This window comes from Streptomyces sp. NPDC046900 (assembly GCF_040644975.1).
GTDB lineage: Bacteria > Actinomycetota > Actinomycetes > Streptomycetales > Streptomycetaceae > Streptomyces.
Map to the genome: position 1 here is coordinate 14,664 of NZ_JBEYXD010000033.1, position 14,275 is coordinate 28,938.

The following is a 14,275-nucleotide window of genomic DNA, read 5'->3' on the forward strand; positions in this document are numbered from 1 at the left end:
GCCCGATGAGGCCGATGCGCGTTGTAGTGCTTTTGTAGGTAGCCAGGACCTGTCGGGCGTGAGCCTCGCCCATGATGAGGACGTGCTCGAGGGCCTCACGCCGGATGCTACGGTCCCAGACCGTCCAGGCGGCGATGGGGTGGCCGAGCCGGGCCAGCTCGCCCTGGATCCTCCCATGTCCCCACCTGGGGTTCTCCCTGGTTGTCATGGCGCCCGGCTCCGGCAAACCTGGAGACCAGTGCATCCACCACCGTTCGGGATGCGCCAGTTGACCAGGATCGGGTACAAGACTCACTCCTGCTCACTGACCAGGAACGGTCCTTGGGCGCCAAGCTCCCGTCGGCCCGCCCGATGGTCGCCGACGGCCGACGGCCGGCGCCTCGGCATGTCCCCTGTGCACGCCGAGAAGCCCCGGGCCCGTCGGTTCCACTTCGTCCGGACGAGCGTGGCGCGGGTTCAGCTCCACGCCCGGACGCTGCTACTCCGGTTGTGCCGCGGCCCGGACCTGGCGGACCGCCTCCTGCACGCCACCGTTCCAGGGCGTGCCGTGCCCCGGCAGCACCCACTTCGCCCGTATCTCCCCGAGCCGGTCGAGCGACGCCAGCGCCTGCTCCCGGTCATCGGTGAACGGCGCCGGCTGCGGCCCGCGCTGTCCGGTGAGTACGTGCCGGGTCGTGAGGCCGTCGCCGACGAACACCGCGTCGACGTCGGGCACATGAACGGCGATGCTGCCCGGCGAGTGCCCCGGCAACCCCATGATGCGGGGCGCGCCCGGCAGGTCGAGCACGTCGCCGTCGTTCACCTCCGACACCTCGGTCAGGTACGTCGTGCGCAGGCCGCCCTTGCGGCCCGCGTACCAGAGAAAGCCGGCCACAGCGCCGAGTCTGGCGTGCCCCCAGCTGGGCTTGGGCTTGACCTCGCCCCGGGCGCGCGCGGCGTCGGCGCTGTGGACGAAGACCGGGATTCCGTGGTCGCGGCGGAGCCGTTCCGCGAAGCCGAGGTGGTCGGTGTCGCCATGGGTGAGTACGACGCCGCGGATGTCGGCCAGGGTCCGGCCCAGGGCGGCGAGTTCGGCGATCAGCTCCCGCCAGTGGCCGGCCAACCCGGCGTCGACGACCGTCACGCCGTCGTCGGTGACGACCAGATAGACCGCCACTATGTCGTTCCCGATGCGATGCAGGTGCTGATCGAGCTTCATGATCCTTCTCCTCGCCGAGCTGCGATGATGGCTACGATACATAGCCATCATGGCTATGGTCCATAGCTATGATGAAGACGACATCGCACCGGCCGGAAGGAGTTCGCATGCCGACGCCCGAACGCACCTCGCTCGAAGCCATCGTCGAGGCAGCCCGCGACATCCTGGAGTCGCAAGGGCTCGCTCAGCTGACCATGCAGGCGGTCGCCGACCGGGTCGGCGTGCGCGCCCCCTCGCTCTACAAGCGGGTCCGCAACCGTGACGCCCTCGTCCTCCTCGTCACCGAGGCCACCCTTCTCGACCTGGAAGAACACCTCCACGCCGTCCCGACGGCCCCGGACCCTCGCGAGACCCTGGCCGATCTGCTCCGCGCCTTCCGCGCCTTCGCCCACGCCCGCCCGGCCGCCTACCATCTGATCTTCACGAGCTCCCCGGGCCCCACCAGGCCCGACCCCGCCCGCCTGGCCCGCGCGGCGGCCCCCGTCCTGCAGATAGCCGCCGAACTGGTCGGCCCCGCCGAAGCCCTGGAGGCGGCCCGCATGATCACCGCCTGGGCGCACGGCTTCATCAGCATGGAACTGGCCGACGCCTTCAACCTCGGCGGCGATGTGGACCGCGCCTTTGAGTACGGCATGGCCCACCTGGCGGCCGCCCTCACCAGGCCGGCCTGACGCGGTCCGACCGCCCGTAGCGTGCCTTCCAGTCCCGTCCAGGCCGTACGGGTCTGGCTGCGTTGCCCATACGGCACCGAAAACTGACCCTGTCACCAGCCCGGCAGGTGCCGACCTGCCCTCCTCACGCGCCCATCCGAGCTGTCCGGCCGGGTCGCCCTGTACCGCCACAGCCGCGTCGCGCTCTCGCCGTCGGGCCGACCGGGCCGTTCCGCGCTTACGCTGCCCGGCCCCCGGCTGGGGTGCGGGAGGCTCCACTTAGGCTTTGGCCATGCTGCTGATCCACGGCGGGGAAGCCGTAGCTGACGCTCCCGAACTGCGCACGGGAGGAGTTCCACTCGTCCCGGACGGATTCGTCTGGCCGAACTGCCGCGAGTGTGGCGGGCCCATGCAGTTCCTCGCTCATCTGCCCCTCGATCTCGGGGCGGTCGCGGTGTTCTTCTGCCAGAACGACCCCGGCATGTGCGACGACTGGGATGCCACCGCCGGAGCCAACCGCGCCTTTGTGTTCAGTGGTCGACTCGCGCCGGCCACCGTTCCCACCGAGGGTGAGACCCTGCTCGGTGCGGTCACCGCCCTGCGCCCCCACCCAGTCGACGTCCCCACCGCGGAGCCGGTCCTGGGCCGGCTGGGTGGCGAACCCGACTGGATCCAGGATGACGAGACTCCCGACTGTCCCTCCTGCAGCGCCCGTATGACCTTCACGGCCGAACTCGAAGAGGGGGCCGACTTCGCGACCTCCGCCAACTTCGGCGGAGGTGGTCGCGGCTACGTCTTTCACTGCCGCCCCTGTAGCGCGGCTGCCTTCCTCTGGCAGCGCTGAAGACTGCCGCCAGGCTCATGTCCGGAGCCGGAGCCGGAGCGCTGCGACGGTGACGGCTCCGTGAAAGACACAGGCCAGGTTCGGCGGCAGAACGGCCGTGCTCTCCTGTGCCCAGCCTCGCTCGGTGGGTACCCGGCGGCGAAGGGCGGTGAACGGCACCGCCGAGCCGGGGAAGGAGATCGACCATGACCCAGCACGTGCGCGACATCATGACCACCGCACCGGTGACCGTGGAACCGCAGGCCTCCGTGGCCAACGTGGCCCGGTTGATGCGTGACCAGAACATCGGCGCCGTCCTGGTCACGGAGAAGGATCACCTGCGCGGACTGGTGAGCGATCGCGACCTGGTGGTAGGGGCCCTCGCGCAGGGCGTAGACCCGGAGCAGACGACCGTGGCGAACGCGTGCAGTGATGATCTGGTCACCATCGGCCCGGACGATGAACTCGACCGTGCTGTCGGGATGATGCGTGAGCACTCCGTCCGTCGCATCCCTGTCGTCGAGGGCGACCATCCGGTCGGCATCGTCTCTCTCGGCGACATGGCGATCGAACGCGATCCCCGTTCGGTGCTCGGCGACATCAGCGCGGCGCGGCCCAACGAGTAGCGGGCTTCAGGGGTCCCCACCAGGTCACGCGGAGGCTCACGGCCGCGCTACGCCTTCGACGTCCCGCGCCGTACCGCCGTCGGCATCAGTGCAGCGCATCGAGGAGGTTGCCGTGGCCCTGAGGCAGAAGCAGGCGTCCGCGGCCGGATCCGCTTCGACTTGGACGGCTTTCCCTCATCACGCACCGAGTGTCCTCGCCCGGCGTGAGGATGTCTGCCGTGCCTGAGCTACCGGACGTCGATGGGTTCCGCCAGGTGCTCGAGTCCTGCGCGAAGGGCAGAGCCATCCGTCGCGTCGACGTGCGCGACACGGGTGTCCTGCACGGGGTGGGCGTACGGCGGCTGCGCGACGCGCTGGAGGGCCGCCGGTTCACCGAGCCGGAGCGGCGTGGCAAGTGGCTGCTCGCCCATACCGGCGGCCCCACCCTCCTCCTGCACTTCGGCATGACCGGCCGACTGCTCTGCGCCCGTCCCGACGACGCGGTCGAGCCACACGACCGTGTCCTGTTCACCCTCAGCGGCGACCGCCAGCTCCGCTTCCGCGACCAGCGCAAGCTCCAGGGCCTGTGGCTGGCCGACGACGACTCCGGCGTCGCCCGGCTACTGGAGCGCCAGGGGCCCGATGCGCTGACCGTGGACCGTGAGGAGTTCGAGGACGCGCTCTCCTCACGTCGTGGCCACCTCAAAACCACGCTGACCGACCAGTCCGTCCTGGCCGGTCTCGGCAATCTGCTCGCCGACGAGATCCTGTGGCGTGCCCGGCTGCACCCGGGCACCCGGGCCGGCGATCTGACGGAGATCGAACGCCGGGACCTGTACACCGGCATGCGACGCACACTGCGCTCCGCGGTCACCGCCGGCTGCGTCCCACCGCGCGATTCATGGCTCACCGGCCACCGCGACGACCCCGACCCGATGTGCCCTCGCTGCGGCGCCCATCTGCGCCGCACCCGCATGGCAGGCCGCGGCACGGTGTGGTGCCCGCGGTGCCAGCCGGACGAGGCCTGAGCCCGTCGGGACGGTCCCTCGTACGTCAGATGTCTCGGCCGAGCACCCAAGGACACTGTTTGGGGTCGGTCCGGACGACACGGCCTTGCGGCCTGGGCCGTCGCCCAGCGTCTGTTGACGGGCAGTCAGCGTCCCGTCGTCGTGTGCGGAGGTGGCCTCGTTCCGGCGGCCCACCTCTTCGCGTCCCGGCGCGAACGCGCATCCGGCCGGCTCAGCTGCCGCCGTTCAGCGTCTGGTGAGGAGCGCGGCGATAGGCGGTCCGGTCGAGGGAGGCGAAGCGGCCCGGGTGATAGAAGCCCCAGCGGGCGGCGATCTCGGTGACCGTGGCACCACCGGTGGGATCGGCGGCCCCCAGGTCCCGATGAACCTGCGCCAGCCGCACCCGGCGCAGATGGGCGAGCGGGGTGGTGTCCAGATGACGCCGGAAGGCGTACTGCAGGGCCCGTACGGTGACACGAGCGGCCGCGGCGATCTGGGCCACGGTGATCGGCTGGTCGGCGTGGTCGTCGATGTAGGCGAGAGCGCGACGCAGCATCGCCGGGTGCGCGTCGCCCCTGTCGGTGTCCGCCTCCTCGGTGAGCGCTGTGCTGGGAAACGCGGACAGCACGCTCGCCGCCAGGTGCTGGGCGGCGGTGGAGGCCACCAGCGGCTGGTCCGCGACGGCCGGATCGGCAAGGACGTGGTCACGCAGATAGCCGATGGAGTGGGCCAGTTGCCGGGCGGCCGCTGCGGAGCGCGGCCGGTGCCCGGTCAGCCGGACCGGCCGGTCGTCGTGCGGTCCGGCGGAGCCTGCCACCTGGGTCAGCAGGACGGGATCGAGCATCGTGATGTTGTAACGCGCGTTGCAGATCCGCCCGGAGTACAGCAGGTCGGGCGGTGCGAACAGAGCCACGTCGCCGGGGCCGAAGGCGTCCTCGACTCCCTGGAAGGTGTGGTCCTGCACGGTACCGTCGTGGACCACGCACAGACAGTTCCTGCCGAGCGGCGTCACCGAGTAGCTCATCTCGAAGTCGAGGTCGATGTCGTCGACGCTCACCGAGGCGATGCCGGTCCGCGAATGCGGGCGCGACTGGGGCCGGGTGTACTGCTGCCGATGCGCATCTTGGCGTAGGCCTGGCTCAGGAAGTCCTCGGTCGCCGCCAGGTCGTCGCTGTCGAAGGTCAGCGTCTCCATGGATGTCAGTTGCCCGCGGCCGTCTCCGTCATGTACCGGCTGAGCAGGTATTTTTCGTTCTTTGGACAACAGGTGGCGAGGCTGTTCGCCTGATGGCTGTTCCCGGCAGCCCGCTGCGCGCAGGCTGTGGGACATGATCGGGCACGACGAGCACGCGGACCGGGTCACGGCCCTGCAGCTGGAGGTGGAGCAACTCCGCCGTGCCGCGGACTCGCATGCTCTCGTCGACCAGGCGATCGGTGTGGTCATCACCGTCGGTGGCCTGCGCCCCGATCAGGGGTGGGAGGTACTGAAACACATCTCGCAGCACACCAACGTCAAGCTGCGGGAGGTGGCCCGCTGCCTGGTGCAGTGGCCGGCCGGCGGGCCGTTGCCCGAGGTCGTCCGCCGGGCGCTGTCCCACGCGGTGGACCACGTGCGAAGTTCGGACGGGGACCGCTCGTGTGAGAGCGACGAGGACGAAGAAGCCGTGATGTGCAGCCGGGCTTCATGAAACCGAGCCGTCGCGGTCAGGTCAGGAGAGGCCTCGGCACCGGTGCCGCTACCGGACGGGCACGCGGGTCCGCGGTCCGCAGCACGTCCAGGGTCGTGCCCGCCGACGCAGCGCCCCGCTGCCCTCGTCTGCGCAGGGTTCGCCGACGACTGACCGCTTCACCGCCGTCGTGGGCCACCGAGGCTGTGGCCATCGAGTCAGGACGCGGCCGAACAACGATGTGCCCCGAGCCAGGATGCGGCCGGACAACAACGTCCGCCGTGCCCCGGACGGGCCCGGGACCCTGCTCGGTTTCCTGTCGACCACCAAGCAGGGTCAGGCCGTGCCGAAGCCGCGCAGGAAGGTGTCCGCGACTCGGTCGGCCGCCTGTGGGGGATCCACCGACGGGAACTGGTGGGCGATGCTGTCGACGAGTTGGTCGAGGACCGCTCGCGTCCAGGCCGCGTCGACGTCGGCGCGCAGGTAGCCCTCATCCACAGCACGCCGGACGAAGACGTTCAGACGCTCACTCTGCGTTTCGCGGCGAGCCCGTGCTTCGGGGTCCTTCTGCATCATGCGGCGCGTGTCGAGAGGCCACTCGCGGCTGACGGGGATGATCCCCTCCACATAGCGGTGGAGGGCGACGGGCACCGGTGCCTCGGTCAGTCGCGCCTCGTCCAGGACCCGCTCGGCCGAGTCGAGTTTGGCCTGAAAGACGGCGTGCAGCAGCGCTTCCCGATTCGCGAAGCGGCGGTGGACGGTGGTGCGGTCGACACCCGCCGCGGCGGCAATGGCTGCCATCGATGTGCTCGGGTCCTCCGCCAGGAGGCGGGCCCCGGTGCGGAGGACGGTGCTCAGGTTGCGTGCGGCATCGGCTCTCATGATCCGGTGATTCTATCGCGTCGTGGTGTTTACAGCACCATCATCGGATCGTGAGATGCGTCTTATTCAAGTACTGCAACATCAGTGTTGCATTTCCCTTGAAAATACCTACAGTGAAGTTGCGTCCTGAAGGACGGCAAGACATGACCAGATGATGAAGGAGTACGCCATGACGCGGACTTGGCTGATCACCGGTGGTTCCCAGGGCCTCGGCAGGGCCCTGGTTCTCGAGGCTCTGAAGGCCGGCGATCGAGTCGCCGCGACTTCGCGCAGGCCGCAGGCGCTGGCCGAGCTGAAGGCGGAGTACCCGGAGCGGCTGGAGACCGTGGCGCTGGACGTCACCTCGCCGACCGAGGCTCGGGACGTGGTCGCGGCCGCGGTGGAGCGATTCGGCACCGTCGACGTCGTCGTGAACAACGCCGGTTATGCCACCAGCGGTTCGATCGAGGACTTCCCGGAGGACGAGTTCCGGGCGCAGGTCGAGGCGAACCTGTTCGGTGTGATCAACGTGACCCGAGCCGCACTGCCCGTGCTGCGTGGCCGGCGGTCCGGGCACATCGTCCAGATCTCTTCCATCGGCGGCCGGATCGGCGGCACACCGGGGCTCAGCGCCTACCAGACGGCGAAGTTCGGGGTCGAAGGTTTTTCGGAGGTACTGGCGAACGAGGTGGCCCCGTTCGGCGTCAAGGTGATCATCGTGGAGCCGGGCGGTATCCGCACCGGCTGGGCCGCCGGCGCCGCGGAGCCGTCCGGGCCCATCGCTCCCGACTACCGGCAGACGGTCGGCGCATGGCTGGAGCGGTTTGCCGCCTACAGCGGCAGCGAGCCCGGCGACCCCGCCCGAATGGCCCGGGCCGTCATCACCGCCGTGGATGCGCAGGAGCCCCCGCGCCGGCTTCTGCTCGGTAGCGACGCCCTGGGCATCGCGGTCAGCGCGGAGCAGGCCCGCCTCGCCGAGGCCGACTCATGGGCCGCGGTCAGCCGCTCCACGGACTACCCGGCCGCGTAATGGTCATCCCGCCCGCGGACGGGAACAAGCAGCCTCCGAATTCGCGCGCGACCGCGCTCCTGGCGCCGACGGCGGCGGCTCGTGGCCCCCAGCCTCGGCCGTCCACCCCTCCGGCCCCCGGCGGACCAGACGCCGCCGGAGAGGCCGTAGTCGGAGTCATTGGCGATACGAACGGCGTCGTCCTCGTCGTCGTAGGCGATGACGGCCAGGACCGGGCCGAAGATCTCCTCCTGGGCGATGCGCATGGAGTTGTCGACGTCGGCGAAGAGGGTCGGGGTGACGTAGTTGCCCTTCTCCAGGCCCTCGGGGATGTGCGGGCCGCCGGTGACCAGGCGGGCGCCCTCGGCCATGCCTATGTTGATGTAGTCGATGACGCGCTGCTGCTGGTCGGGGCGGATCATCGGCCGATGAAGGTGTCGGGGGCGGAGGGGTCGCCGCCTTCAGGGATTCGACCATGTCCTTGAGCGCGGCGACGACCTCCTCGTAGCGGCTGCGGGGGGCCAGGATGCGGGTCTGCAGGATGCACGCCTCGCCGTTGTTCGCCAGGGAGCCGAAGCGCAGCCCCTGTACGGCGGCTTCCAGGTCGGCGTCCTCCAGGATCAAAGCCGCGGACTTGCCGCCCAGCTCCAGGCTGACGCGCTTGAGGTGCTCGCCCGCGATGGAGGCGATGCGCCGGCCGGCACGGGTGGAGCCGGTGCGACCCGGAGCGCGCCCTGGCCGTCGCCCGTAAGCTGCGCACCGGAATCGTCGCCCTGAACGGCTCGCCCATCAGCTTCGACGGCCCCTTCGGCGGCTACAAGGCCAGCGGCCTCGGCCACGAGTGCGGCAAGGCCGGACTCACCGGCTACGTCGAGCAAAAGTCCATCACCCGGCTCCGCCAGTCGTAGCCGAGCGGAGCCGTCACCCCGTCGGGCCGCCTCCTGCCTGACGGCCGGCACGACAGGGCCGGTCGGTTCCACGGGGAGGGCCCTCCGGTACCCGCCACGCTCGGTAATCGGTTCCTGACGTGGACGGCATCGTTGCCACCGAGGTCGAGCGCGCTTCGCAGCGGGTGTCCACGCTGGTCGACGCCCTGCCACAGGGCACCGCGGCGAAAATCTGGCGTCCGGGTGCACCGATCCACTGTTCAGGGACCGGATGGGGTTGGCTCGTCGCGTCGGTGAGCGCGATCCTGATCTGGGCGGTGCTCGTTCCCCCTCATCGCGCTGCTGGTCCGCACGATGAACCGGCTCCGGGCACCCGCGCAAGCCCACGGGGATGCCGCCCGAGCAGGTGCTCGCCGAACGCTCGCCAGTGGGAAGATCGACGAGGAAGAGTACCGGCGCCGACTGGCAGCGCCGCGAGAAGAACGCCCGGCCTCACAGAGCGCGGGCCGGCACCGTGAAGGGAACCGGCTGCTGGTGCAGCGGACCGGTCGAGCAACGTGACATGACATCAGGCCCGTCGGAGGAGGCGGTGCACTGTGATCACACGATTGCGGATGCCGCACCGGCATCTCACGCCGCCCGCCAAGTCCGGACCCCCGCGGGAGCCGCCGAAGCCGCCTACCCAGCCGCCGCGATCGGGCTGGCGGTGGTGGGTCCTTCCGCTGTTCTGGGTGGTCTTCCTGCTCATCCTCATGCTCGTCCGCGCGCCCTCGGGGACTCCGCCGTCTCAGCTGTCCTACAGCAACTTCGTCTCCAAGGTCGGCACGGGCCAGGTGCAGACCGTCGACATCAACGACAAGGGATCGGTCACCGGCACCCTGAAGAACGGCACGAAGTTCACCACCCAGATCCCCACGGCGCTGGGGACGGGACCGCTCCAACAGCAACTGCAGGCCGAGCACGTGCAGATCACCGCCTCCCAGAGCAAGAGCGGCAGCCCGGTCGGGTCGATCTTCGTCGACTTCCTGCCGCTGCTGCTGATCATCGGTCTCTTCTGGTGGCTCGGACGCCGCGCCGCGCGTTCGATGACCGGAGGCCTCAGCGCCATCGGCCGTTCCCGGGCGAAGATCATCGAGGCGGAGCGGCCCACCACGAGGTTCGACGACGTGGCCGGCTACGACGGCGTCAAGCAGGAGATCAGCGAGGTCGTCGACTTCCTTCGCAACCCGTCGCGCTACGCGGCGGCCGGTGCCAAGGGCCCGCGCGGAGTGATCATGGTGGGGCCGCCCGGCACCGGAAAGACGCTCTTCGCCCGCGCCGTCGCCGGAGAGGCCGACGTGCCGTTCCTGTCGGTGACCGGCTCCGGCTTCGTCGAGATGTTCGTCGGGGTGGGTGCGTCTAGGGTGCGGGACCTGTTCGACGATGCCCGTAAGCGCGCGCCCTCCATCGTCTTCATCGACGAGCTCGACGCCGTCGGCTCGCGCCGCGCCGGGAGCGGGAACATCGGTGGCAACGACGAGCGCGAGCAGACTCTCAACCAGTTGCTGGCCGAGATGGACGGCTTCGACCAGTCCACCGGCATCGTCGTCCTCGCCGCCACCAACCGGCCCGAGGCTCTCGATCCCGCGCTGCTCCGTCCTGGCCGCTTCGATCGTCAGGTCACCGTCCCGCTGCCCAATCAGGCCGAGCGCGCCGCCATCCTCCGGGTGCACGCCCGCGGCAAGACCCTCGCCGACGACGTCGACCTCGACATCGTCGCCCGGGCCACTCCGGGCTTCTCCGGCGCGGACCTCGCCAACCTGGTCAATGAGGCCGCCATCAACGCCGTCCGCGCCGACCGCGTCCTGATCGAGCCGAACGACCTGGATGCCGCCCGCGACCGCGTTCTGCTCGGGCGTCGCGAGGCGTCCAACGCACTACTGCCCGAAGAGCGCCATGCGGTCGCCGTCCACGAGTCGGGGCATGCCCTGGTCGCCGCCCTGTGCGAGCACGCCGACCCGGTCGCGAAGGTCACCGTCCTGCCGACGGGCATGACGCTGGGGGTGACCGAGCAGCTGCCCGAGGCGGAGCGCCGTCTGTACAGCGAGGGCTATCTGACCGATCTGCTGGCGGTCCGGCTCGGCGGCCGGGCGGCCGAGCTGGTCGTCTTCGGCGAGGGGTCGAGCGGAGCCGCCAATGACCTGGCCGGGGCCACCCAGATAGCCACCCGCATGGTGCGGGACTTCGGACTGTCGTCGGCGCTCGGACCTGTCGGATACGCCTCCGCCACCCCGCGCTACCTGGGGGAGACCGCGGAGGATTCCGCGCGGCAGGCGTACTCGGAACAGACCCAGCGGGTCATCGACCAGGAGGCCGCACGCCTGCTGCGTGAGGCCGAGGAGCGGGCCACGGGGCTGCTACGGGAGCACCGCCGGGCCCTGGACCGGCTGGCCGACCTGCTCGTCATCCGGGAGACCATCGACGGCTCCGCCGTACTCGACGTCCTCCGGGAGGAACAGCGGGAACGAGGGCAGACGGGCGGTGGCGCACCGGGCGCTGCCTCCGATCCCCTCCGGAGCGTGCCCCCACGGATCCGTGATCCGGGCAAGGGGCACCGGCCCGATGCCGGCACACCTGCGGACCGCGAGGAGTCCGCCGTGGACGGGGGACCGCAGCGGGACGAACCGGCGACTCACGGTGTCAGTGAGGAGTCCGCCGTGGACGGGGGACCGCAGCGGGACGAACCGGCGACTCACGGTGTCGGAGAGGAGTCCGCCGCGCACGGAGGGCCGCAGCGGGACGAACCGAGGGTTCGGGGTGTCAGTGAGGAGTCCGCCGCGGACGGGGGACCGCAGCGAGACGAACCTACGACTCACGGCGCCCGGGAGAAGTAACCCTCCGAGGCGTGCGGCTCATCATGCCGGTGCCTCCCCGCCGGGTCGGGGGTTCGGCGCCGCGTTTCACGACGTCGGAGCACGGTTCCAGTCGGCTCACGCCGACGTGACCGGCACGGTGATGACCGGGCACTGAGCGTGGTGCAGCACGCCCTGGCTCACCGAGCCGAGCAGCATGCCGGCGAAGCCACCGCGGCCCCGGGTTCCCACCACCAGTCCCAGCGCGTCTGCGGACTCCTCGGTCAGCACCTTCACGGGATGGCCGCTGATCAGCTCCTGGTGCAGTTCCACGTTCGGGTACGCCGCACCGCGGCCGGCGACGATCTCGGAGAGCAGACGGCGGCATTCCTGCTGCGCCGCCTGTTCGTCGAGCATCCCCAGCAGCCCCGGTTGCCACACGTACAAGGCGCGCAGGGCCGCGTCGCGCAGGGCCGCCTCCTCGAAGGCGAACTCGACGGCGGCCGCGGAATGCTCGCTGCCGTCCACGCCGACGACGAAGTACGCGGGCTGCTGGTTGCTGTGCTCCGGCTCGGGGACGACCACCACGGGGCAGGGGGAATGGGCCATGACGGGCAGGGAGACCGAGGCCGAGCCGAACACCTCTCTCACCCGGCTGAGGTGCTGCGAGCCCAGGACGACGGCCGTGGCGTCCTGGCCCTGCTCCCGCAGGACCCACGCCGGGTCCCCCTCGGCCAGCAGTCCGGACACCTCGACCCGTGGTTGCCGGGCCTCGGCGAAGGCCACCGCGTCCTTGAGCTTCTGTTCCCCGGCCTCGTGCATCACCTCGTTCCACGCCTCCCAGGAAGGCGGCACGTGCCACTTCCGGAACTCCACGGTCGGCATTCCCTCGGCATGGACCAGACGCAGCGGCACCCGCCGCCGTGCGGCCTCGTCCGCAGCCCAGGCCAGTGCCATCCGCTTCGTGGAGTCGGGATCGACACCGACCACGATCGGCCGGTGATCACGGGGTTGGGTCATCGTCGTCTCCTGAGCGAGCCGTCATGAACCGTGTCCATGGGTGCCGTGGCACGTGAGCGGTGCGTACGCGTCGGGCCCGGGCGCTCCGTCGTCCCGTCACCAGTTTCGGCGAATGCTCGCGCGAACGCATGGGCTGACCGGCTCTGCGAGTTCCGTCGCCTTTGCCGTACGGACCGGTGCCTGCGGACGCCGCATCACCCTCGCCCGTCCCGAGCCCCGGGATGCCCACGGAATGGGGGACCCTCGGCATGGGCTGGTCGGCCTCAGCGAAGAGAAGCGGCACGTGGTGGACTGGAAGAGTCAACAGCCGCAATCGCAGTTCTGGAGACGGCCATGGCGACACTTGCACGCAGGCAGAGGTTCCCGTTCCCGGAGATCCCCGATTGGTTTGAGGCCTTTCCGGCGCGTTTCGCGATGCCCACGATGGGTGACCTCTACGCGGTCCGCATCGAGGACTACACGGAGGGCGACCGGTATGTCATGCGGGCGGAGCTTCCCGGCGTCCTGCCCGACGACATCGACGTCACCCTCAGCGAAGGTGTGCTGACCTTCAAGGCCGAGCGCACCGAACGCGAAGCGGAGAAGAACCGCAGCGAGATCCGCTACGGCTCCATGAGCCGCAGCGTGACGCTGCCGCCGGGCGCCAACGAGGACGACGTCGAGGCCGACTACACCAACGGCATGCTCACCGTCAGCGTGGGCCTCGGACGTGAGAAGGCAGCGGCCAAGCACATCGAGGTCACGCACCGCGCGTGATCCCGTATCCGGCGGATCCCGGCTCGGGCGGGCCCACATCCGCCCGAGCCGGGACACGCGCCCGGAGCAAGACGTGCAGGGACAGCAAGAGGGACCGGAAAGGGGACGCGGAGCCATGGGTCACCGCAGCGTGGGCGATCTGATGACCTCCACCGCCGTGAGCGTGCGACCGGGCACGAGCTTCAAGGAGATCGCACGGACCCTCGACGAGTACGACATCACCGCTGTCCCCGTGGTCGACGACGACGGCCGACCCGTCGGAGTGGTGTCCGAAGCGGACCTGCTGCGCAAGCAGACCTCCGCCGGCGTCGGCAGCACCGCCGGGGAACTGATGACCAGCCCGGCCGTGGTCGCGGAGCCGGAGTGGAACGTGGCCCGTGCCGCACAGACGATGGAGAAGCTGAAGGTCAAGCGTCTGCCCGTGGTGGACGACGACGGCCGCCTGATCGGCGTGATCAGTCGCAGCGATCTGCTGCAGCTGTTCCTCCGTCAGGATCGCGTGATCCAGAAGGAGATCCTGGAGGAAGTCATCGTCCAGGCGCTGGGGTTGCCTCCCTCGTCGCTGACCGTGGAGGTCGACGACGGCAGGGTCACGCTGAGCGGCAGGGTGGAGCGCAAGAGTCTGCTCCCTGTGGCCCTACAGTTGTGCGAGGAGGTCGACGGCGTGGTGGATGTCGTCAACCGGCTCGAGTACGACCTGGACGACACTCCGGAAAGGGAGACGCCGTAGCCCCGCCGGGACCGGTCGTGATCCGGTCGGCTCCCTGAGGGACATGGACACGATGGAACGCGGCGTGCCGGACAGCCGAGGATCCTGCTCAGTCCCTTGGCCGGGCGCGGCACGGGGCCCGGCGCCGTCGTACCGACTCCTCGTGTACCGCCCCTCCACAGCCGGTTCCACGGCGGCCGGCTCGCACGTCGGACTCTCCGGGCACCCGTGCGAGGGCGCTGGGCCGCAGGGC

15 protein-coding genes and 1 pseudogene are annotated in these 14,275 nt (G+C 70.2%); 10 read left to right on the top strand and 6 right to left on the bottom strand.

What is annotated here, in order from left to right; translation table 11 throughout:
• Positions 1 to 478: 478 nt before the first annotated feature.
• The gene (locus ABZ904_RS27610; protein WP_361826019.1) at positions 479 to 1,198 is read right to left on the bottom strand and encodes an MBL fold metallo-hydrolase; all 720 of its coding nucleotides are present in this window, start codon (positions 1,196 to 1,198) and stop codon (positions 479 to 481) included.
• Positions 1,199 to 1,305: 107 nt separating this feature from the next.
• Between ABZ904_RS27610 and ABZ904_RS27615 the strand changes: the two genes are divergently transcribed.
• The 4 genes from ABZ904_RS27615 (at position 1,306) to ABZ904_RS27630 (ending at position 4,304) form a co-directional block, all read left to right on the top strand.
• Positions 1,306 to 1,869 (top strand): TetR/AcrR family transcriptional regulator, encoded by a 564-nt coding sequence (locus ABZ904_RS27615; protein WP_359403914.1) that lies wholly within the window; start codon positions 1,306 to 1,308, stop codon positions 1,867 to 1,869.
• Between the two features lie 271 nt (positions 1,870 to 2,140).
• The gene (locus ABZ904_RS27620; protein WP_361826022.1) at positions 2,141 to 2,692 is read left to right on the top strand and encodes a hypothetical protein; all 552 of its coding nucleotides are present in this window, start codon (positions 2,141 to 2,143) and stop codon (positions 2,690 to 2,692) included.
• A gap of 185 nt (positions 2,693 to 2,877) precedes the next feature.
• On the top strand, positions 2,878 to 3,297 hold the full coding sequence (locus ABZ904_RS27625) for a CBS domain-containing protein (RefSeq protein WP_361826025.1): 420 nt from the start codon (positions 2,878 to 2,880) through the stop codon (positions 3,295 to 3,297).
• A gap of 218 nt (positions 3,298 to 3,515) precedes the next feature.
• Positions 3,516 to 4,304: a DNA-formamidopyrimidine glycosylase family protein gene (locus tag ABZ904_RS27630; RefSeq protein WP_361826028.1), complete on the top strand. Its 789-nt coding sequence runs from the start codon at positions 3,516 to 3,518 to the stop codon at positions 4,302 to 4,304.
• A gap of 211 nt (positions 4,305 to 4,515) precedes the next feature.
• Here the strand turns inward: ABZ904_RS27630 and ABZ904_RS27635 are convergent, their stop codons facing one another.
• Positions 4,516 to 5,340, bottom strand: coding sequence for an AraC family transcriptional regulator (locus ABZ904_RS27635; RefSeq protein WP_361826031.1), 825 nt, complete (start codon positions 5,338 to 5,340; stop codon positions 4,516 to 4,518).
• Entirely contained in the window at positions 5,337 to 5,477 is a 141-nt protein-coding gene (locus tag ABZ904_RS27640) for a hypothetical protein (protein ID WP_359403928.1), read from the bottom strand. The genes ABZ904_RS27635 and ABZ904_RS27640 overlap by 4 nt, the downstream gene beginning before the upstream one ends.
• A 133-nt stretch (positions 5,478 to 5,610) precedes the next feature.
• On the opposite strand from ABZ904_RS27640, the gene ABZ904_RS27645 reads away from it, so the two are divergent.
• On the top strand, positions 5,611 to 5,970 hold the full coding sequence (locus tag ABZ904_RS27645) for an ANTAR domain-containing protein (RefSeq protein WP_360996281.1): 360 nt from the start codon (positions 5,611 to 5,613) through the stop codon (positions 5,968 to 5,970).
• 315 nt (positions 5,971 to 6,285) lie between these two features.
• On the opposite strand, the gene ABZ904_RS27650 is transcribed toward ABZ904_RS27645, so the two are convergent.
• Positions 6,286 to 6,831: a TetR family transcriptional regulator gene (locus ABZ904_RS27650; RefSeq protein WP_359403934.1), complete on the bottom strand. Its 546-nt coding sequence runs from the start codon at positions 6,829 to 6,831 to the stop codon at positions 6,286 to 6,288.
• A 169-nt stretch (positions 6,832 to 7,000) separates the two neighbouring features.
• Here ABZ904_RS27650 and ABZ904_RS27655 point away from each other — a divergent pair, with 169 nt between their 5' ends.
• Positions 7,001 to 7,840, top strand: coding sequence for an oxidoreductase (locus tag ABZ904_RS27655; RefSeq protein WP_360996278.1), 840 nt, complete (start codon positions 7,001 to 7,003; stop codon positions 7,838 to 7,840).
• A 119-nt stretch (positions 7,841 to 7,959) separates the two neighbouring features.
• On the opposite strand, the pseudogene ABZ904_RS27660 reads toward ABZ904_RS27655, so the two are convergent.
• Positions 7,960 to 8,544, bottom strand: a pseudogene (locus ABZ904_RS27660) (aldehyde dehydrogenase family protein); the annotation flags it as partial.
• A gap of 48 nt (positions 8,545 to 8,592) precedes the next feature.
• On the opposite strand from ABZ904_RS27660, the gene ABZ904_RS27665 reads away from it, so the two are divergent.
• Both ABZ904_RS27665 and ftsH read left to right on the top strand, forming a co-directional pair.
• Positions 8,593 to 8,727: an aldehyde dehydrogenase family protein gene (locus ABZ904_RS27665; protein ID WP_361826097.1), complete on the top strand. Its 135-nt coding sequence runs from the start codon at positions 8,593 to 8,595 to the stop codon at positions 8,725 to 8,727.
• A gap of 575 nt (positions 8,728 to 9,302) precedes the next feature.
• Positions 9,303 to 11,579, top strand: coding sequence for an ATP-dependent zinc metalloprotease FtsH (gene ftsH / locus ABZ904_RS27670; protein ID WP_361826036.1), 2,277 nt, complete (start codon positions 9,303 to 9,305; stop codon positions 11,577 to 11,579).
• Positions 11,580 to 11,675: 96 nt separating this feature from the next.
• Here the strand turns inward: ftsH and ABZ904_RS27675 are convergent, their stop codons facing one another.
• Positions 11,676 to 12,557 (bottom strand): universal stress protein, encoded by an 882-nt coding sequence (locus tag ABZ904_RS27675; protein ID WP_360996272.1) that lies wholly within the window; start codon positions 12,555 to 12,557, stop codon positions 11,676 to 11,678.
• Positions 12,558 to 12,890: 333 nt separating this feature from the next.
• Here ABZ904_RS27675 and ABZ904_RS27680 point away from each other — a divergent pair, with 333 nt between their 5' ends.
• The gene (locus ABZ904_RS27680) at positions 12,891 to 13,313 is read left to right on the top strand and encodes an Hsp20/alpha crystallin family protein (RefSeq protein WP_359403948.1); all 423 of its coding nucleotides are present in this window, start codon (positions 12,891 to 12,893) and stop codon (positions 13,311 to 13,313) included.
• A 115-nt stretch (positions 13,314 to 13,428) separates the two neighbouring features.
• Positions 13,429 to 14,043, top strand: coding sequence for a CBS domain-containing protein (locus tag ABZ904_RS27685; RefSeq protein ID WP_359403951.1), 615 nt, complete (start codon positions 13,429 to 13,431; stop codon positions 14,041 to 14,043).
• Positions 14,044 to 14,275: the final 232 nt, after the last annotated feature.